The following is an 18957-nucleotide window of genomic DNA, read 5'->3' as shown; positions in this document are numbered from 1 at the left end:
GGCGAGCGGCTCCGGGTACCTCAGGGCAGGCGATACACCAGACAGGGATTGCCGTTGAGGCGGCGACCCAGCACTGGGGTGAGATCGGCCAGCGGGGTGCTGGCCAGCAATTCACGGTCATCACGGGCGAGGATGATCCAGGCGCCGGACGGCAGGTGCGCCAGGTCCGCGACCTGCGGCCGGGCGATGAAGATCGGCTGCTCGTCGTGGTCCAGATTCATCATGTAGCGGATCGCCCAGCTGTCCTGACCGAGGCCGAAGAACACCAGGGGGCCCGGCTGCTGCTGGCGCAGACCCTCCACCTGCTGGACGAAGCCGCGGGTGTCGTACTGCAGGTCCTGGGCCGGCTCCACCACCGTGACCAGCATCAGCCACTGCGCGGCCAGCGCCAGGGCGCTCAGCGTGAGCAGGCGGCGGTTGCCGTGCAGCCGGCGCCAGCTGACCAGGGCGGCGAGCTGCAGGGCGACGAAGACCGGTACCAGCAATGCCAGGGAGACATCCGGCCAGTAGCCATGGCGCTGCCAGAGGTGACGACAGACCAGCATGGCCACCAGCGCCAGCCCGGGCAGCGCCAGCACCAGCGCTGTGTAGAGCGGCGCGACCCGGCGGAACCAGCCCTCGGCGCGCAGGAGGCCATGGGCGGCGATGGCGGCCAGGAAGGGCACCATGGGCACCACATAGTAGGCGCGCTTGAAGTGCGGGATGGACAACCCGACCAGGATCAGCAGACCGCTCCCGGCGAGGCCCAGCAGCAGGCGGCGCTGGGCGGTGTGCGGCCAGGCCAGCAGACGACGGCGCTCGGCCAGCAGCACCAGCAGCGCCAGCGGCAGTACCGGCAGATAGCGATACAGCCCCAGCTGCAAATAGAACCAGAAGGGCTTGCCGCTTTCGTCCAGTCGGCCAGTGACCTGCATGTGCCAGACCTCAGCGGCGAAGTCCGCCCCGCCCTCGTGATGGGCCAGCTGGATCAGCGTCCACCAGCCGAGGGCGAGCAAGGCCAGGCCGGCCAGGCCGTAGCCCAGCAGGCGCTGCACGGCGAGGGTGCGCCGCGCCGGCTCGCCCCAGGCGACCACCAGCCAGTAGAGGCAGACCACGCCACAGGGCTCGATCAGCCCCAGCGGGCCGCGGATGGCGAAGCCCAGGGCGAACAGCGGCAGTACCAGCAGACGGCGCAGCGGGCGGCCGTCGCGATCGGCGCTATGGAGCAGGTAGAAGCAGAGCAGCACCACCAGGGCGACCAGTTGGTCCAGGCAGACCGCGCGGGCCTTTTCCAGCCATTGCGGGGTCAGGGCCACCAGCAGCACCGTGAGCAGCGCCCAGGCGCGGCGGGTGTCGGCCAGCAGGCGATAGGTCAGCGCCAGCACCGCGGCCGAGGCCAGGGCGGTAGGCAGGACGTTGGCCAGGTGATTGGGCGCGCCGATCACCCGCGCGGCCAGCCAGCTCAGCCAGGTGGCGGTGCCGGGATAGTCCGGATAGGGCTGGCCGTAGGTGGTGGCGAAAAAGGACGGGCCATGGCGAAACATCTCGCCGAGGAAGACCGCCCAGCGACCGTCGAAGCCCTGGGGCGCCTGGTTCCAGATGCCGAGGGTGAACATCAGGGTGGCGACCACCCCGAGCAGCAGGCTTTCGCGGCGCAGGCGACTGGCCGCCGGCAGCGCGTAGAGGGGCGCGCTGCGTGGGGTCAGGGGCATGGGCGAGACCATCAGGCGGCATCCACGCGGCGGGCGACCTGGGGACCGCCCAGGGCGGCGCCACGCCCGATGGCGAAGTATTCGATGCCGCGGCGCTCCATGCGCTCGGGATCGAACAGGTTGCGACCGTCGAAGATCACCGGCTGGTTGAGCTGGCGGGCGATCAGATCGAAGTCCGGTGCCTTGAACTGCTGCCATTCGGTGCAGATGACCAGGGCATCGGCCCCGGCCAGGGCGGCCTCGGGGTGCCCATCAGCGCCAGGCGCTCGTCGTGGCCATAGAGGCGCTGGGCCTCGGCCATGGCCACCGGATCGAAGGCGCGCACCTTGGCGCCGGCCTCCCAGAGGGCCTCCATCAGCACCCGGCTGGGCGCATCGCGCATGTCGTCGGTGTTGGGTTTGAAGGCCAGCCCCCAGAGGGCGAAGGTACGGCCGCGCAGGTCACCGTCGAAGTAGGTGTTGATGCGCTCGAACAGCTTGGTCTTCTGGCGCACGTTGATGGCTTCCACGGCGCGCAGCAGATCCAGCTCCACGGCGTTTTCCTCGCCGGTGCGGATCAGCGCCTGCAGGTCCTTGGGGAAGCAGGAGCCGCCGTAGCCGCAGCCCGGGTAGATGAAGTGGTGGCCGATGCGCGGATCGGCGCCGATGGCCTGGCGCACCGCCTCGATGTCGGCGCCGACGTGCTCGGCCAGTTCGGCGATCTGGTTGATGAAGCTGATCTTGACCGCCAAGAGGCTGTTGGCGGCGTACTTGGCCAGCTCGGCGCTGCGCAGGTCCATGCACTGGATGCGGTCATGGTTGCGGTTGAAGGGCGCATAGAGTTCGCGCATCACGTCGCGGGCCACCGGCGAATCGGTGCCCACCACGATGCGATCGGGCTTCTTGCAGTCGGCGATGGCGGCGCCTTCCTTGAGGAATTCCGGATTGGAGACCACCTCCACGTGCAGGGTGCGACCCTCTTCGGCGAGCACCTCGTGGATCAGCGCGCGGACGCGGTCGCCGGTGCCCACCGGCACGGTGGACTTGTTCACCACCAGCAGCGGATCGCGGGACACCGGCTGGCCGATCAGCGGCTCGCGCCGCAGGCGGGCGATGGTTCCGGCCACGGCGAAGACGGCGGACAGATCGGCCGAGCCGTCGGCCGCCGGCGGGGTGCCGACGGCGATGAACTGCACGGCGCCATGGGCCACGGCCTCGGCGGCCTCGTGGGTGAAAACCAAGCGCCCGGCGGCCAGGTTGCTGCGCACCAGCTCTTCCAGACCCGGCTCATAGAGGGTCACCTCGCCGCGCTTGAGCTTGTCGATCTTGGCGCGATCGATGTCCATGCACACCACCTGGTGGCCGACTTCCGCCAGCACGGCGGCCTGCACCAGACCCACGTAGCCGATGCCGAAAACGCTGATGTTCATAGGGTATTCCTCAGGGTGGGAGCGGCGCTGGCGCGGGGCCCGCCGACGAGGGCGACGCCGGCCACGACCAGCGCGACGCCCAGGGTTTTCCAGGGGGTGAAGGATTCGGCGGCGCCCGGCAGCCAGGCCGCGCCGAGGTGAACGAAGACGTAGGAGAGGCCGAGCGCCGCATAGGCGCGGCCCAGCGGCAGGCGCGCCAGGGCCGCCAGCCAGGCCAGCAGCGACAGGCCATAGCAGAGGATGCCCAGGGCCAGCAGCAGCCCGGCCGCGCCGAACAGCGCCGACGGCGTGCTCAGCCATGTGGCCATCGCCGGCAGCCGCACCAGGGCGGCGCGCAGAGACAGTTGCGCGAGGGTGGTGAGCAGGATGCTCAGGCCGAGTGGCAACAGGCCGTTCATAGCTGCCCCCCCAGCAGCGCGGCGCCGGCGACGATGCACAGGCAGCCGCACCAGGCGCGGGCATCCACCCGCTCGCCGAACACCAGGCGCGCCAGCAGGGTCACTGCCAGGGTGTTGAGCGAGAGCAAGGGATAGGCGACGCCCACCGGCACCCGCTGCAGCACCGCGCACCAGACCAGCAGGGCCAGGCCCAGGCAGACCAGGGCGCCCCACAGCCAGGGCGAGCGCAGTCGCGCGGCCAGGGCATTGCCGGCGGTCACCGCGCGCTTCTGGCCCAGTTGGCCGGCGCAGGTGAGGCCGATCACCACGGCGATCAGCAGGCCGTCGAGGGCGGTCATGGCGCCGGCCTCGGATAGACCAGCAGCACCAGGCGCTCGCTGGCGATGCTTTCGCCGGGCTCGGGCAGGCTGTCGAGCAGCTGACGATCGCTGGGACCGTCGACCCGCAGCAGGATGGCCACCGGACCCTGGTCGCGATGGGCGGCGAGCCAGGCGGCCAGGTCGCGCTCTTCGATCAGGCGACCGCTGGCCGGCTCGCGGGCGAAGCCGTACTTGAGCTCGCCCGGACCGCCCACCAGCACCACGTCGTCGCGGTGAGTGGCCCAGGCCAGGCTGGCGGCCACGCCGAGGTCGTTGCTGACCAGCAGGCCGGCATTCTTGAAATGACCGAGCTGGGCCTGGATGAAGCTGCTCGGCAGCTTGTTGTCGACCAGGCTGTTGGGCAGGGCGATGGACAGCAGCGGCAGCAGCACCCAGAGCGCCAGGGCCGGCGCCAGCAGGGTGCGCCGCGGCCAGACCAGTGTGGCCAGGCCGGCCAGCAGCAGTGCCAGGGGCGCCAGCAGGGCCAGGGCGCGGGTCAGGCCTTCGCCGCTCTCATAGAGGCGACCGCCATAGATCAGCAGGGCGGCAACGCCGGCCAGGCCCAGCAGCAGATTGCACAGGCCGTTCAGCCGCAGGGCGCCGGTGGCGTCGCGCCGGCCCGCCTCCAGCAGGGTGCGCGCCAGCAGCGGCACCAGGGCGGCCAGGGTCGGCAGCAGGTAGGTGGGCAGCTTGCCGCGGCTGAAGCTGAAGAACAGCAACTGGCCGACCACGGCGATGCCGAGGAAGGCGGTACCGGCATGGCGGCGCTCCTGCCAGGTCCGGCCCAGGGTACGCGGCAAGAGGCCGGCCCAGGGCAGGATGGCCAGCAGCAGCACCGGGCCATAGAACCAGAACGGCCGCTCGTGCTGGGCATCCTGGCCGGCGAAACGCTGGATGTGCTCGTGCCAGAAGAAGAAATTCCAGAAATCCGCGTCGCGCCGGGCCACCAGCAGTGCCCAGGGCGCTACCACCAGGATCGCCACCAGCACCGCCAGGGGGCCGCGGCGGAGCAACTCGCCCAGGCGCCGCTGCAGGAGGAAGAAGGGCACGGCCACCAGCACCGGCAGCACCAGGGCGAGAAAGCCCTTGGTCAGCAGGCCGCAGCCACAGGCCAGTCCCAGCAGCGCCCACTGGCCCAGGGCCGCGCTACGGGTTTCGGCGGCCTGGGCCTGCCAGAGGGCGAGCAGCGCCAACGCCATCCAGAAGGCGAATTGAGCGTCGAGGGTGACGTAGGTGGCCAGCCCCGCCACGGCCACGCAGGACAGATAGACCACCCCGGCAAGCAGCGCCAGCGGGCGGTCCTGCCAGATCAGCCGGGTCAGGCGCGCCACCAGGGCGGCGGTGGCGAGACTGGCCAGCAAGGGCACCAGGCGCACGCTGAACAGCGAATCACCGAGCCAGGCCTGGGCGATGGCCTGGGTCCAGTAGCCGCCGATGGGTTTCTCGAAATACGGCAGGCCGAGGAAGTGCGGCACCACCCAGTCGCCACGCCGCCAGAGTTCCTGGGCGATCTGCGCATAGCGCGACTCGTCCGGAATCCACAGGCCGCGCCAGGCCAGCGGTAAGGCATAGGCCAGCAGCGCCAGCGGCAGCAGCATCCACAGGCGCCGCCGACTCATGCCTGCACGCCCAGCCAGCCCTGGCGTCCGGCCAGGCTGCCACGCACCAGATTGCCCGCGGGCAACTGGCGCGGATCGGCCGGCAGGCGGTCGCCCAGGGTCAGGAACAGGACGCCCTCCTCCCGCGCCGCCTTGAGCAGCGCGCGGAAGTCCTCGGCGAAGGCGATGCCTTCCACCTCGGCGTGCAGGGTGTAGACGTTGAGCGCCCCCGGACGGAAGCGCTTGAGCAGATAGTTGTTCCAGTCACCGGCGGCCAGCTCCGGACCGACCACCTCGTCGAAGGTCGGCATGTCCACCGGCACCTGGGGGGTGCCGTGGCCGCCGTTGCCCAGCCGCGGGCGGAACAGCGCACTGCCGCGGCAATCGCTGTTGTACCTGAGGCCGAAGGCTTCCTTGGCCAGCACCACGCGCGGATCGGCGCGCCAGCCGGCGGCGGCGGAGCAGTCCACCTTGCCACCGAGGATGTCTTCCAGGGCCTGCAGGCCACGGCCGAATTCGGCGCCCAGGCGCTCCAGGCTCCAGCTGCCGGTATGGGCCTGCCAGGCGTGGTGGTCCCAGGCATGCAGCCCGACCTCGTGGCCGCGGGCGCGGGTCTCGCGCATCAGGTGACCGAGGTCGCGGCCGATCGGCCGACCCGGCCAGGCGGTGCCGGCCAGCAGGATGTCCCAGCCGTAGAGGCTGGCGGCCTTGGAGCGGAGCATCTTCCACAGGAAGGTGGGCTTCACCAGGCGCCAGAGGTGGCGCCCCATGTTGTCCGGTCCGACGCTGAAGAAGAAGGTGGCCTTGACCCCGGCTTCGTCCAGCAGGTCGAGCAGCCGCGGTACCCCTTCGCGGGTACCGCGATAGGTGTCCACGTCGATGCGCAGGCTGGCCGGGATCAGGGTGTTCATCAGGCCTCCCGCTGCGCCATGGCTTCGCGCAGGAAGAAGTCCAGCGTCTTGCCGACGGTGGCGGCCATGGCGGTGCTCGGCTGCCAGTCGATCAGGCGGCGGGCGTTCTCCACGCTGGGCTTGCGGTGGGCCACGTCCTGGTAGCCGTCGCCATAGAAGCTCTTGCTCTCCACCTCGCGGAAGCCGGCGAAGGGCGGGAATTCATGGCGCAGCGGATGGGCCTCGAACTGGGCCAGCAGCTCTTCGGCCAGCTCGCGGATGCTCGCTTCGTTGTCCGGATTGCCGATGTTGATGATCTGGCCGTCGCAGCGACCGCCCTGGTTCTCGATGATGCGGAACAGCGCCTCGATGCCGTCGTCGACGTCGGTGAAGCAGCGCTTCTGGGCGCCGCCGTCGACCAGCTTGATCGGGGTGCCTTCCACCAGGTTGAGGATCAGCTGGGTGATGGCGCGGGAGCTGCCGATGCGCGCCGAGTCCAGACGATCCAGACGCGGACCCATCCAGTTGAACGGGCGGAACAGGGTGAATTTCAGGCCCTTGGCGCCGTAGGCCCAGATGACCCGGTCGAGCAGCTGCTTGGAGACCGAGTAGATCCAGCGCTGCTTGTTGATCGGGCCGACCACCAGGTTGGAGCGGTCTTCGTCGAAGCGCTCGTCCTGGCACATGCCGTACACCTCGGAGGTGGACGGGAAGATCACGCGCTTTCCGTACTTCACGCAGTGGCGAACGATCTTGAGGTTTTCCTCGAAGTCCAGTTCGAACACGCGCAGCGGATTGCGGGTGTATTCGATGGGGGTGGCGATGGCCACCAGCGGCAGCACCACGTCGCACTTCTTGATGTGGTATTCCAGCCACTCGGTGTGGATGGAGATGTCGCCTTCCACATAGTGGAAATTCGGATCGGCCTTGAGCCGCTCGATGGCGTCGGAGCCAATGTCCAGGCCATAGACCTCGTACTCGCCGTCGGCCAGCAGGCGTTCGGAGAGGTGGTTGCCGATGAAGCCGTTGACGCCGAGGATCAGCACCCGGGTGCGGCGCTTGGCGCGGCGATCCTGGCGGTGCAGGCGGGCACCGGCCACCAGGCCGGCTTCGCGGGCCAGTTGCGGACCGGACAGATAGAGGCCGTTGTCGCCCAGCTGGCCGGCCTGGATTTCCAGGACGCCTTCGCCACAGGCGATGCGCAGCGGCTCCAGGCTCAGCACGCTGCCGGGGGCCTGGTCATGGGCTTCCTGGCGCGCCTGGGCGCTCCAGACGATCAGCTTGCGATCACCGATCCAGCCGAAGGCGCCCGGATAGGGTTGGGTCACGGCGCGCACCAGGTTATTCAGTTCCACGGCCGGACGGCTCCACTCCAGCTCGCCATCGGCGGCGCTGCGGCGGCCAAAGGTGGTGGCCTGGCTCTCGTCCTGCTCGCGCTCGGTCAGGCGGCCTTCGGCCAGGGCCGGCAGGCTGTCGCGCAAGAGCGTCTGGCTGGCTTCGCGCAGCTTGGCGTGCAGGGTCAGGGCGGTGTCGTCGGCGGCGATGGCGACGCGCTGCTGGGCGACGATGGCGCCGGCGTCGGCGCGCTGGACCATGCGATGCAGGGTCACGCCGGTCTCGGTCTCGCCGTTGACCAGTACCCAGTTCGCCGGGGCGCGACCGCGATAGCGCGGCAGCAGCGAGCCGTGCAGGTTGTAGGCGCCGCGCTTGGCGCAGGCCAGGACGTCGTTGGACAGCAGGTTGCGGTAGTAGAAGGAGAAGATGAAATCCGGCTCCAGGGCGCGGATGCGCTCGACCCAGATCGGGTGATTGACGTCTTCCGGGGCATGCACCGGGATACCGTGGCGGGCACAGAGCTGGGCCACCGAACCAAAGAAGCGGTTCTCGCTCGGGTCATCCGGGTGGGTGAAGACGGCGGCGATGGGATAGCCGGCCTGGATCAGCGCGGCGAGGCCGGCGCAGCCGATGTCGTGGTAGGCGAAGACGATGGCGGTTTTCATCAGGGGCTTTCCTGTTACTGGACCTGGCGCAGCGGCGCGGGCGAAGGGGAGACGGTGGAGGTGCGAACTATTTGTTCCACGTGGAACCGGGGCCGGGCGCGAACATCGTGATATACCCGTCCTAGATACTCTCCGAGCAGACCAAGGCCGACGAACTGAGCCCCAGTGAAGATGAACAGCACGGCGAACAGCGAAAACACGCCATCGGCCGCCCACTCGGCGCCGTGGGTGACGCGCAGCACCAGCAGCAGTGCGGCGAAGAGGAAGCCGAAGATGGCCAGGCCACCGCCGAACAGGCTGAGCATGCGCAGCGGGGTGGTGGTCATGCAGGTCAGCAGGTCGAACATCAGGTTGATCAGCTTGAGGAAGCCGTACTTGGAATCCCCGTGTTCGCGCTCGGCGTGGGCCACCTCGATCTCGGTGGTGTGGCGGGCGAAGCTGTTGGCCAGGATCGGGATGAAGGTGCTGCGCTCGTGGCAGGCCAGCATCGACTGCACCACCTGGCGGCGATAGGCGCGCAGCATGCAGCCGTAGTCGCGCATGGCGACGCCGGTGGAACGCTGCACGGCGCGATTGATCAGCCGCGACGGCAGGGTGCGCAGATAGGAATCCTGGCGCTGCTGGCGCACGGTGCCGACCACGTCGTAGCCCTGGGCGGCGGTGTGCACCAGGCGCGGGATCTCTTCCGGCGGATTCTGCAGGTCGGCGTCCAGGGTGATGATCAGATCGCCACGGGCCTGTTCGAAGCCGGCGAGGATCGCCGAGTGCTGGCCGTAGTTGCGATTGAGCAGCACCGCCACGACCGGGCTGTCCGGCTCGCTGGCGGCCTGCTGCAGCAGTTCGGCGCTGCGGTCGCGGCTGCCGTCGTCGACCAGGATGATCTCCACCTGGCAATCCAGCAGGCGACAGGCGGCGCGGGTGCGGCGCAGCAGTTCCGGCAGGCTGGCTTCTTCGTTGTAGACGGGGATCACCACGGATACCCGGTCGATGGCATAGGGCTTCATGCGCCTTTCTCCAGCAGGTCTTCGATGGCGCCGACCACGCGGTCGACGTCGGCGAGGGTCATGTCGGGAAACAGAGGGATGGAGCACAGCCGGGCCGAATTCCATTCGCTGTTGGGCAGCGCCAGCTCCGGCCAGCGCTCGCGGTACCAGGGGTGCAGGTGGGTGGCGGTGAAATGGATGCCGGTGCCGATGCCGCGCGCCTTGAGGCCGGCCATGAAGGCTTCGCGCTCCATCCCGCACCGCTCGGGGCAGATGCGCAGGATGTAGAGGTGCCAGGCGTGGGTCTGGGCGTAGTCGGGCAGCGAAAGTGGGGCGACCGGCAGGTGCGCCAGGCGCTGGGTGTAGGCCTGGGCCAGCAGCCGGCGGCGGCTGTTGATGTCGCCCAGGCGATCCAGCTGTACCAGTGCCAGGGCGGCGTGGATGTCCGAGAGGTTGTACTTGAAGCCGGGCTCCTGCACCTGGGCCTGGGGCTTGCGGCCCAGGGCGTGACGGTCGAAGGCATCCACCGCCAGGCCGTGGAATTTCAAGCGGCGCACCCGCTCGGCCAGGGTGGCGTCGTCGGTCACCAGCATGCCGCCTTCGGCGCAGGTCAGGTTCTTGATGGCGTGAAAGCTGAAGATGGCGGTGCCGCGCTGGCCGATGGACTCGCCTTGGTAGCGGGTGCCGGCGGCGTGGGCGGCGTCCTCGATCAAGGCCACGCCATGCTCGCGGGCCAGGGCGCGCAGCGGGGTCAGGTCACAGCTGGCGCCGGCGTAGTGCACCGGCACGATGGCCTTGGTGCGCGGGGTGATGGCGGCGGCCACCTGCTCGGCGGAGACCATCAGGGTGTCGCGGTCGACGTCGACGAACACCGGGGTGGCGCCGATCAGGGTGATCATGTTGGCGGTGGAGACCCAGGTCAGCGAGGGGGTGATCACCTCGTCGCCCGGGCCAATGTCCAGCGCCAGCAGGGTCACGTGCATGGCCGCGGTGGCCGAGCACAGGGCCACGGCGTGGGCGGCGCCCACCGAATCGGCGAAGCGCTCTTCCAGCAGGTTGGCCTGGGGCCCGGTGGTGATCCAGCCCGAGGTCAGCACCTTGCTCACCGCGGCCACTTCCTCGGCGCCGATGCTGGGCCGCGAGAACGGCAGGAAAGGCTCGTCCAGCTGACGCGGGGCGGTGCTCTGGGACAGATCGGTCATGGCGGCTCATCCGAAGCGAGGGGCGCCGGGACAGGACAGCCGACGCGATGAGCCCAGGCTAAGGCGTCTTGCCTTACGGCCCCTTAGCGCAACCTGACAACTGCCTGACAGCCGGTCAGCTCGCTCGCCACCCCCGTGAACCTCTTGGCAAAACAAGGGCTTAGCCCGTGACGAAGGGGGTGCCGGTGGTCGGTGGGAGGCCTAGAATGCTGACCCCTGCCGCCTTGGCAGTCCCGAACCTGACACGAGAGACGACCGCGCCCATGCTGGACAACACCCTGAGCGAACTGGAAACCGCCATCCGCGGCCTGCTGCAGCACAACCAGCGCCTGACCGCCCGCACCCAGGAGCTGGAGCAGGCCCTGCTGGCCGCGCGCGAGGAAAACGACACCCTGCAACTGAGTCTGCTGGAGCAGGAAGAACACGGTGCCAGCACCCGCCAGCGCGTGGAAGGCCTGCTGGCCCTGCTCTCCGCCCAGTCCGTCGAGCAGGCGGTAGCCGCCGACGCCGAGCAGCGCCACGCGGCCAGCGTCGAGTGACGACCGCCAACGCGGACGACGAGGTGGAGGTGCTTGGTCGCCGCTACCGTTTCAAGGTGGCCGAAGGCGACCGCGCCGCCCTGCAACAGGCCGCCGCCCGCCTGCGCGACGAACTGGTCGCCATCCAGGGCGATCGCCGCCGCGGTGATGCCATCGAGCTGCTGGTGCTGGCCGCCCTGCGCCTGAGCCTGGACACCGCCGCCGACGCCGGCGCCCTGACCGCCCTCGACACCCGCCTCCAGGCCCTGACCGCCGAGGTACGGGCGACGCAGGAGGCCTAGCCTCATCCACGGAGGCACGGCACCCGCGTGGAAAACGCTCCGCGGTTTTCCACCCTACGCCGGACGCTCGCTCCGCCCCCCTCTCCCCCTGGGAGAGGATTGGGGTGAGGGAACCCCTCCGCCCGAAGCCACCGGCATAGGCTCGACTCCGCCAGAACCTACCGCCTGCGGTCGATCCCGTAGCGTGGATGACGGCGCAGCCTCATCTACGGAGGCACGGCACCCGCGCCGCTCTGCCCCCTCTCCCCCTGGGAGAGGGCTGGGGTGAGGGCGCCGCTCCAGCATAGGCTCGACTCCGCCGTGTTGGGCTTCGACGATGGCGCCGTCTCAACCCAACCTACCAAAGCCACAGGCTCCGCCTGCGGTCGATCCCGTAGCGTGGATGACGGCGCAGCCTCATCCACGGAGGCACGGCACCCGCGTGGAAAACGCTCCGCGGTTTTCCACCCTACGCCGGACGCCCGCTCCGCCCCCTCTCCCCCTGGGAGAGGGCTGGGGTGAGGGCCACCCCCACTCCCTCATTCCCGCGCAGCCGCCCTGCTCCGGCCAGCTTGACCACTCCGCGACCCCGTGCGAGCTTCGGGGCCCTTTCCCTGCCCTGGAGGTCCGTCATGTCGGGTGTTCGCTGGCTCGCCCTGCCGCTCTTGAGTATCGCCCTCGGCGCCCAGGCCGCGGCGGCGCCGCTGCCGGCCCTGCTGGACGCCATGGCCCAGCGCCTGACGCTGGCCGATCAGGTCGCCCGCAGCAAGCACGACAGCGGCAAGCCGGTGCTGGACGAAGTCCGCGAACGCCAGGTGCTGCAGGACGTCGCCCAGGCCGCGCCCGCCGCCAGCGTCTCCCCGGCCACCGCCCAGACCTTTTTCGCCGCCCAGATGGAAGCCAACAAGCTGGTGCAATACGGCCTGCTGCAGGCCTGGCGGCGCAACGAACAGCCGCTGCCCGCCAGCACGACGGACCTAACGGCACTCAGAACCCAGCTGAGCGAACTCCAGGCCAGGCTGCTCGGTGGTCTCGCCGCCACCGGCGAAGTGCGCGCCGCCGCGGACTGCCCGGCGCAGCTGGATCGCGCCCTCGCCGCCCATCTCGCCGCCGCACACCCCGATGCTCTCCACCGCCTGGCCCTGGTGCGGGCGCTGGGCGATTTCTGCACCCTGCCCCGCTGAGAGCCTGTGCATAATCGGCGGCACGGCGACCGAACCGCGTTGAATCCAAGGACTCCCCATGCACATCCTGCTCGTCGAAGATGACGCCACCCTGGCCGACGGCATCCGCCGCGTCCTGGAAGGCCATGGCATGCAGGTCGACCTCCTGCGCAACGGCGCCGAGGCCGACGCCTGGCTGCGTACCACCCGCTTCGCCGTGGTGGTGCTGGACATCGGCCTGCCCGGTGGCCTGGACGGCTTCGAGGTGGTCCGCCGCCTGCGCCAGCGTGGCAGCGACCAGCCGGTGCTGCTGCTCACCGCCCGCGACGCCATCGACGACCGGGTGCACGGCTTCGAGGTGGGCGCCGACGACTACCTGGTCAAGCCCTTCGCCGTGCCCGAGCTGGTGGCGCGGATCAAGGCGCTGGTCCGCCGCGCCGGTGGCCAGAACAGCGCCGACCTCGCCCTCGGCGCCCTGCGCCTGGACACCGCCGCCCACCAGGCGCGCCTCGGCGACACCCCGCTGGATCTCTCGGCCCGCGAGTGGGCGGTGCTCGAACACCTGCTGCGCCAGGCCGGCAAGGTGGTCTCCAAGCAGCAGATCATCGACGCCCTGGCCCCCTGGGGCAGCGAGGACCTGACCCACAACGCCGTGGAGGTCTATGTCTCGCGGCTACGGTTGAAACTGGCCGACTCCGGGGTCGGCATCCGCACCGTGCGCGGCTTCGGCTATCGCCTGGAAGAAGCCGCGCCATGACCGCCACCGCGCCCAGCCTGCGTCGGCGGCTGCTGAAATGGCTGGTGCTGCCGGTGCTGCTGGTCAATCTCGGCGGCGCCGTGGTCAGCTACCAGTTCGCCCGCAAACCGGCCTTCAGCGCCCTGGACGGCGATCTCACCGATGCGGCGATCCTGCTGCTCGAACAGCTGGAAGTGGATGGCAACGGCCGCCTGTGGCTGCCGACGGAAGCCGACTACCTGCTGCGCCACAACAGCCACGACCACGTCTGGCTGGCGGTGCGCAGCCTCGACGGCCAGCTGCTGTTCGGCGATGCCGCCATGCCGGTCCAGGAGATCACCGACGAGATGCGCGACGGCCATACCACCGCCCTGCGCACCCGCATCAACGATCGCTCGGTGTTCATGGTCGGCCGCCTGGGCGTGGTGGCCGGGCAACCGGTGGTGGCCAGCGTGGCCCAGACCCTGAGTCGCCACACCGCCGCCCTGCAGCGCATGGTGCTGACTCTGGTGGCGGTGCAGATCCTGGTCGCCCTGCTGATCGCCGCCCAGCTGCTCTGGGCGGTACGCCGGGGCCTCAAGCCCCTGGAACGGCTGGAGCGTCAGCTCGACAGCCGCCACTACGATGACCTGGCGCCGCTGCGCGAAGAGGGCGCGCCGCGCGAACTGGGCACCTTCGTCACCGCGCTCAACGGTCTGCTGCTGCGCATCCGCGAGGGGGCGCGCAACCAGCGCGCCTTTCTCGACGACATGGCCCACCAGCTGCGCACCCCGCTGGCCGGCATCAGCACCCTGACCCAGTGGCTGCGCCAGCGCCATGCCGGCGATGCCGAAAGCGCCGCCGCCCTGGCGCAACTCCAGGCCGCCACCGAGCGCATGACCCGCCAGACCAACCAGTTGCTGACCCTGGCCCGTGCCGCCACCGCGCGGCTGGAAAGCCCGCCGCGCGAGCCCCTGCGGCTGGATGAACTGATCGGCGCAGCCATGCCCAGCCAGCTGTCCCAGGCCGATGGCCACGGCATCGACCTGGGCTACGAACTGGAGCCGCAGACCGTGCAGGGCAATGCCTTCCAGCTGCGCGACCTGCTCGACAACCTGGTCGACAACGCCCTCAGATACAGCCCGCGTGGCGGTCAGGTCACGGTGCGGCTGCGCGGCCAGGCCGGGGCCACGGTGCTGGAAGTGGAAGACGACGGCCCGGGCATTCCCGAGGCGGAGCGCGAGCGGATCTTCGAGCGTTTCTATCGCCTCGACAGCGGCATCCATGGCACCGGCCTGGGCCTGGCCATCGTCCGCGACATCGCCACCGCCCATGATGCCGGCATCGAACTGGCGACCGCCACCGGCGGCCACGGCCTGCGCGTGGCCATCCATTTCCCGCCCCTGGTCGTGCCGCCGGTGGAGGCGTCGTAGGTTGGGTTGAGCGCAGCGAAGCCCAACACACCGGAGCCCTGTCCTACCCCTCACCCCAACCCTCTCCCCAAGGGAGAGGGGGCCGTGCGGCACGGAGCTAAATCCCGGTGTTCTGTCCTATCCCCGCCACCCCGGATTCTCCAGCAGCACCGCCATCCCCTGCCCACCGCCGATGCACACCGCCGCTACCCCGTACCTGAGCCCCTCGGCGCGCAGCTGACGCGCCAGGGTGATGGCCAGGCGCAGGCCGGTGGCAGCCAGCGGATGCCCCAGGGCGATGGCGCCGCCATGCACATTGAGCCGCGCCGGATCCAGCTCCAGGGCGCGCTGCACCGCCAGCAGCTGGGCGCCCTGGGCTTCGTTGATCTCCAGGCGGTCGATGGCCTCCAGCGCCAGGCCGGCGCGGTCGAGCAGGCTTTGGATGGCCGGTACCGGGCCGCTGCCCATGACGTCCGGCGGCACGCCTACCACGCAACTGCCGCGCACCCAGGCCAGTGCTCGTGCCGACGCGGCGTCCGCGCCCCGCGCCAGCAGCACGGCGGCGGCGCCGTCGGCCACCGCGCAACTGTTGCCGGCGGTCTGGACCCCGCCCGGATGCACCGGCGTCAGCCGTGCCAGGGCCTCCCGCGAGGTTTCCCGTGGATGGCTGTCATGCTCGACCACCGCGCAGCCCCGCGGCAGGCGCAACTCCCGCGGCGCCAGGCCCGCGGCCTCGAAGCGCGCCGCCGCCACCGGCACGATCTCTGCCGCGAACCAGCCCTGGCGCTGGGCTGCCAGGGCCCGCTCGAAACTGCGCAGCGCCCAGGCATCCACGGCCTCGCGGGCGATGCCGTGGCGCTGCGCCAGACGCTCGGCGGTGGCGATCATGTCCAGCCCGGTCGCCGGGTCCTTGAGCGCCTCCCAGAGAAAGTCGTGGAATTCCACCGGCGCGCCGAGGCGAAAGCCGCTGCGGTGGGTATATGCGGCGATGGGATTGCGGGTCATGGACTCGGCCGCCACGCACAGCACCTGGCTGGCCTGACCGCTATGCAACTGATCGCCGGCCTGGCGCAGCAGCTCCAGGCCGGTGCCGCAGACCCGTTGCACCTGCAGCGCCGGCACCGCCTCGGGCACCCCGGCATAGAGGCCGATATGGCGTGGCAGCAGATAGGCATCGAAGCTGGCCTGGGCCACCGAGCCGGCCAGCACGGAATCCACCGCCCCGGCCGCATGCCCGCGCGCCAGCAGCGCCCGCGCCACGGCGATGCCCAGGTCGGTGGGCGATACCTGCCCCAGGGCGCCATTCAGATCGGTCCAGGGCGTGCGCACGCCATCCAGCAGCAGGACGTCGTCGTAGAGCGCGCTCATGCCGTTACGCATGACCAGGCGCCTCGGCGCGGGCCGCCGCCGCAGGCGCCGCCGTCCGCCGCTGCAGCAGGGCCAGCACCGCGCCCGCGGCCACCAGCACCGCCGGGGTGGTGGCCACCACCAGGGTCGCCGCGCCACCGCCCAGGGCCAGGACCTGGCCCGCCAGCAGCGGTCCGGCCATGGCGCCCAGACGCCCGACCGCCACCGCCGCACCGGTTCCGGTTGCCCGTACCGCCGCCGGATAGAGCTGCGGCGCCAGGGCATAGAGCACCAATTGGCCACCCACCACGAACAGCCCGGCGGCGAAACCGGCCAGGGCCACCAGTGGATAGGCCTTGGCCAGACCCAGCCCGGCCAGCCCCAGCAGGATGCCCAGGTAGATGGCCAGCACCGTCAGCCGTGGCCGCCAGCGATCCATGAGCAGGCCGAACAGCACCGAGCCGATGCCGCCGCCCAGGTTGAAGAGGATCTGCACCCCCACCGCCTGGCCGCGGCTGAAGCCCTGGCCCACCAGCAGCGACGGCAGCCAGTTGAGCAGCATGTACATCACCGTGAGGGTGAAGAAATAGCCCAGCCACAGCAGCAGAGTGGTCGACAGCGGGATGGCGCCCAGCCAGGCCCCGCGCGAGCCGTTCGCCTGAGGTCCGCCTCGATTGCGCAGAAAGCCGGCGGTCTCCGCCAGGTAGCGTCCGAGCAGCGGCGCCACCAGCAGCGGCGCCAGGCCGCCGACATAAAACACCGTCTGCCAGCGGCCGACGTCCAGCAGCCCCACCACCGCCGCCAGGGCGCCACCCAGGGGCACGCCGCAGTACATCAGGCTGACCGCCGTGGCGCGGGCGCGCTCGTCCACCGACTCGGCGGACAGCGCGATCAGATTGGGCAGGGCGCCGCCCAGGCCGATGCCGGTGAGCAGCCGCGCCAGCAGCAGGCTCTCCAGACTCCAGACATGGGCGGTGGCCACCGAGAAGACCCCGAAGATCAGCACGCAGGCGATCAGCACCTTCTTACGGCCGATGCGATCGGCGCACCAGCCGCCGATGAAGGCGCCGGGCAGCAGGCCGAGGATGCTGGCGCTGAACACCAGGCCCATCTGCCCCGGCTGGAAGCCAAAGGCCTTGGCCATGGCCGGGGCGGCGATGCCCATGGCCTGGAGGTCCATGCCCTCCAGCAGGGCGACGATGAAGCACAGCAGCAGGGTCAGGCGGGCCCCGGGCGGAACGGTCGAGAGCAGGCGCATGGTGGACTCCTCAGAAGCGGAAGGTGGTGGCGGCCATCAGGAAGCTGGTGTCGTCGCCATCGGCCTGACGCACGGCGGCGCCGGCCTGGAAGTAGCTGTATTCCAGATCCAGGGTCAGGTTGGCGGTGGGCATCCAGCGCAGGTTGTTGCGCCAGAGGGTGCCGGCCTTGCGCGCCGAACTGGCCGCGGTGCCCGGCACCGTGGTCATGCCCGGCAGGTAGACGCCGTCTTCGGTGCTCTGCCGCCAGACGCCGAACAGCCCGCTCTCCAGCTGCAGGGTCGGCCGCGGCGCCAGGGTCAGCAGCGGGCCGACCAGATAGAGGTTGGCCAGGGTGGTGAGACCGGAGTCGCCATAGAAGCCGTTCTTCGGATAGAGCGGATCGAAGGTGCCGACGCGGTCGTCGCCCAGCCCGTGATCGCCGCTGGCGGCGTCCACCCGCAGGGCCAGCCGCGGCTTCCAGGCGCCGCCCAGGCGATAGCCGGTTTCGCTGCTCAGGCCCCAGGCGCGGATCTGGGCGCCGGCCAGATGCCCGCCCTGCCCGGCCAGGTCCCAGCTCCAGTCCCAGGGACCGGCGTTGCCGAACAGGCGGAAGCCGGCGGTGTAGCGCTTTTCCGCGCCGGTCAGGCCGTCCAGGGTGCGCTGGTCGGTCTCCAGGCCGAAGCCGTAGACATCCAGCTTGAGCGGCCCGGCCAGCGGCAGGGTGCCGTAGAGGCCATAGAACTTGACCGCGTTGTTGGAGCCATCGTCGAAGCTGTCTTCGCCGGTCACCACGGGCCTCAGGCCGAAGGCGTCCAGCCGGTAGCCGTCCGGGCGACTCCAGGCCAGGCGCAGGCCGTCGAAGTTGAGGCGGATGTTGCGGGCGTCGCGGTAGGTGACGAAGGCCTGGTTGCCATAGCCCAGCTCCTGGCGACCGATGCGGGTCATCAGCTTGCCGCCGGCCAGCGGCGTGTTGAGGTCGATGAAGGCCTGGTGCAGCTCGGTGCGGCTCTGGTCGTAGGGCCCGTAGAGCGCCTTGTTCCAGGCGCGGGTGTTTTCCAGCTGGACGAAGGCGCGCACGGCGTCGTCGAACAGGTGCAGGTCGGCGTGCAGCTGCAGGCGCTGCTGGATGTAGTGATCGGTGGCCACTCCGCGCCGGCCAAAGACCGGATTGCGGATGCTGTCGAAGCGATAGCGCGCTTCGCCGCCGGTCTGCAGCCAGGCCGAGTCGCCGAGGCGCTGGTAGCGCAGCTCGTCGAAGGGATCGGTGCGCTTTTGCGGATCGTCGAGAAAGCGATAGTCCTCGGCCCAGCGTGGCGGTCCGGGCGGCAGGGGACGCGCGGTCTCCAGGCTGTTGAGCGGCTTGGGCCGGGCGCTTTCCAGGGTGGTGGAAGGCGCGGCGAGCAGGCCCTGGCTGGCGAGCAAGGAGGCGAGAGTGGTAAAGGCGAGGCACGAGCGGGCCCGTGCGCGGGCCGGAAGCGAGCGCGAAAAAGACATGAGATGACCGTCCTGACTGGGGAAGCGGAAGGCGCCGCCGGGGCGCGCGGATCAGGGCCTAGCGGGCGCGGATCGGGTAGCGGTCAGGAGGGAGGGTGGTTGGATAGCGAGCTGACATGGCGGGTGTCCCTTTGTTGTTGTTGTCGTCACCAGAGGGCGGTTTGGCCCTGGCTCGATGATGGTCGATGGCAGAAATGGATCAAGCCATCCGGACCGAATTTGGCCGATTACCGAACGTTATCTTTATTAACTTTATTCCT

Annotated in this window: 16 protein-coding genes and 1 pseudogene; 5 read left to right on the top strand and 12 right to left on the bottom strand. The window is 70.2% G+C overall.

Translation table 11 applies throughout. From position 1 onward, the window contains the following. Positions 1–20: 20 nt before the first annotated feature. From BGI51_RS08120 to arnB, 9 genes and pseudogenes are all read right to left on the bottom strand, one after another. The gene (locus BGI51_RS08120) at positions 21–1703 is read right to left on the bottom strand and encodes a glycosyltransferase family 39 protein (RefSeq protein ID WP_187980838.1); all 1683 of its coding nucleotides are present in this window, start codon (positions 1701–1703) and stop codon (positions 21–23) included. After that, a pseudogene (locus BGI51_RS08115) lies at positions 1703–3099 on the bottom strand (UDP-glucose dehydrogenase family protein). The gene BGI51_RS08120 and the pseudogene BGI51_RS08115 overlap by 1 nt, the downstream one beginning before the upstream one ends. Next, on the bottom strand, positions 3096–3497 hold the full coding sequence (gene arnF / locus BGI51_RS08110) for a 4-amino-4-deoxy-L-arabinose-phosphoundecaprenol flippase subunit ArnF (RefSeq protein WP_017639274.1): 402 nt from the start codon (positions 3495–3497) through the stop codon (positions 3096–3098). Before arnF ends, BGI51_RS08115 begins: the two are co-directional and overlap by 4 nt. Then, positions 3494–3835 (bottom strand): EamA family transporter, encoded by a 342-nt coding sequence (locus BGI51_RS08105; RefSeq protein WP_017639273.1) that lies wholly within the window; start codon positions 3833–3835, stop codon positions 3494–3496. The genes arnF and BGI51_RS08105 overlap by 4 nt, the downstream gene beginning before the upstream one ends. Further along, positions 3832–5475: a lipid IV(A) 4-amino-4-deoxy-L-arabinosyltransferase gene (arnT, locus tag BGI51_RS08100; RefSeq protein ID WP_252977237.1), complete on the bottom strand. Its 1644-nt coding sequence runs from the start codon at positions 5473–5475 to the stop codon at positions 3832–3834. Before arnT ends, BGI51_RS08105 begins: the two co-directional genes overlap by 4 nt. Next, entirely contained in the window at positions 5472–6353 is an 882-nt protein-coding gene (arnD, locus tag BGI51_RS08095) for a 4-deoxy-4-formamido-L-arabinose-phosphoundecaprenol deformylase (protein WP_187981286.1), read from the bottom strand. Before arnD ends, arnT begins: the two co-directional genes overlap by 4 nt. An 11-nt stretch (positions 6354–6364) precedes the next feature. Further along, entirely contained in the window at positions 6365–8344 is a 1980-nt protein-coding gene (arnA, locus tag BGI51_RS08090) for a bifunctional UDP-4-amino-4-deoxy-L-arabinose formyltransferase/UDP-glucuronic acid oxidase ArnA (protein WP_437179433.1), read from the bottom strand. Positions 8345–8358: 14 nt separating this feature from the next. Further along, on the bottom strand, positions 8359–9348 hold the full coding sequence (gene arnC, locus BGI51_RS08085; protein ID WP_187980837.1) for an undecaprenyl-phosphate 4-deoxy-4-formamido-L-arabinose transferase: 990 nt from the start codon (positions 9346–9348) through the stop codon (positions 8359–8361). Continuing rightward, on the bottom strand, positions 9345–10493 hold the full coding sequence (gene arnB / locus BGI51_RS08080; RefSeq protein ID WP_187981284.1) for a UDP-4-amino-4-deoxy-L-arabinose aminotransferase: 1149 nt from the start codon (positions 10491–10493) through the stop codon (positions 9345–9347). The genes arnC and arnB overlap by 4 nt, the downstream gene beginning before the upstream one ends. Before the next feature lie 299 nt (positions 10494–10792). Here arnB and BGI51_RS08075 point away from each other — a divergent pair, with 299 nt between their 5' ends. The 5 genes from BGI51_RS08075 (at position 10793) to BGI51_RS08055 (ending at position 14639) form a co-directional block, all read left to right on the top strand. Beyond that, the gene (locus tag BGI51_RS08075; protein ID WP_133860353.1) at positions 10793–11068 is read left to right on the top strand and encodes a hypothetical protein; all 276 of its coding nucleotides are present in this window, start codon (positions 10793–10795) and stop codon (positions 11066–11068) included. Then, positions 11065–11349, top strand: coding sequence for a cell division protein ZapA (zapA, locus tag BGI51_RS08070; RefSeq protein WP_187980836.1), 285 nt, complete (start codon positions 11065–11067; stop codon positions 11347–11349). Before BGI51_RS08075 ends, zapA begins: the two co-directional genes overlap by 4 nt. Before the next feature lie 611 nt (positions 11350–11960). Beyond that, entirely contained in the window at positions 11961–12512 is a 552-nt protein-coding gene (locus BGI51_RS08065) for a chorismate mutase (RefSeq protein ID WP_187980835.1), read from the top strand. A gap of 58 nt (positions 12513–12570) precedes the next feature. Further along, a complete protein-coding gene (locus BGI51_RS08060) occupies positions 12571–13248 on the top strand; it encodes a response regulator transcription factor (RefSeq protein ID WP_133860350.1) in 678 nt (225 codons plus the stop codon). Then, positions 13245–14639, top strand: a complete 1395-nt coding sequence (locus tag BGI51_RS08055; RefSeq protein WP_187980834.1) for a sensor histidine kinase — start codon at positions 13245–13247, stop codon at positions 14637–14639. The genes BGI51_RS08060 and BGI51_RS08055 overlap by 4 nt, the downstream gene beginning before the upstream one ends. A 117-nt stretch (positions 14640–14756) precedes the next feature. On the opposite strand, the gene BGI51_RS08050 is transcribed toward BGI51_RS08055, so the two are convergent. From BGI51_RS08050 to BGI51_RS08040, 3 genes are read right to left on the bottom strand one after another with little or no spacing between them, the layout of a single operon-like run. Continuing rightward, positions 14757–15998 carry a thiolase family protein gene (locus BGI51_RS08050; protein WP_252977236.1) on the bottom strand — a complete coding sequence of 414 codons (1242 nt, stop codon included), beginning with the start codon at positions 15996–15998 and terminating at the stop codon, positions 14757–14759. Further along, entirely contained in the window at positions 15991–17223 is a 1233-nt protein-coding gene (gene mhpT, locus BGI51_RS08045; RefSeq protein WP_187980833.1) for a 3-(3-hydroxy-phenyl)propionate transporter MhpT, read from the bottom strand. Before mhpT ends, BGI51_RS08050 begins: the two co-directional genes overlap by 8 nt. Before the next feature lie 10 nt (positions 17224–17233). Then, positions 17234–18697 (bottom strand): alginate export family protein, encoded by a 1464-nt coding sequence (locus BGI51_RS08040; protein WP_187980832.1) that lies wholly within the window; start codon positions 18695–18697, stop codon positions 17234–17236. Positions 18698–18957 lie beyond the last annotated feature (260 nt).

This window comes from Pseudomonas oryzihabitans, assembly GCF_014522265.1.
Taxonomy (GTDB): Bacteria; Pseudomonadota; Gammaproteobacteria; order Pseudomonadales; family Pseudomonadaceae; genus Chryseomonas; species Chryseomonas aestiva.
Note: the sequence above shows the minus strand (reverse complement) of the source record. Positions and strands in the feature narration are given on the sequence as shown.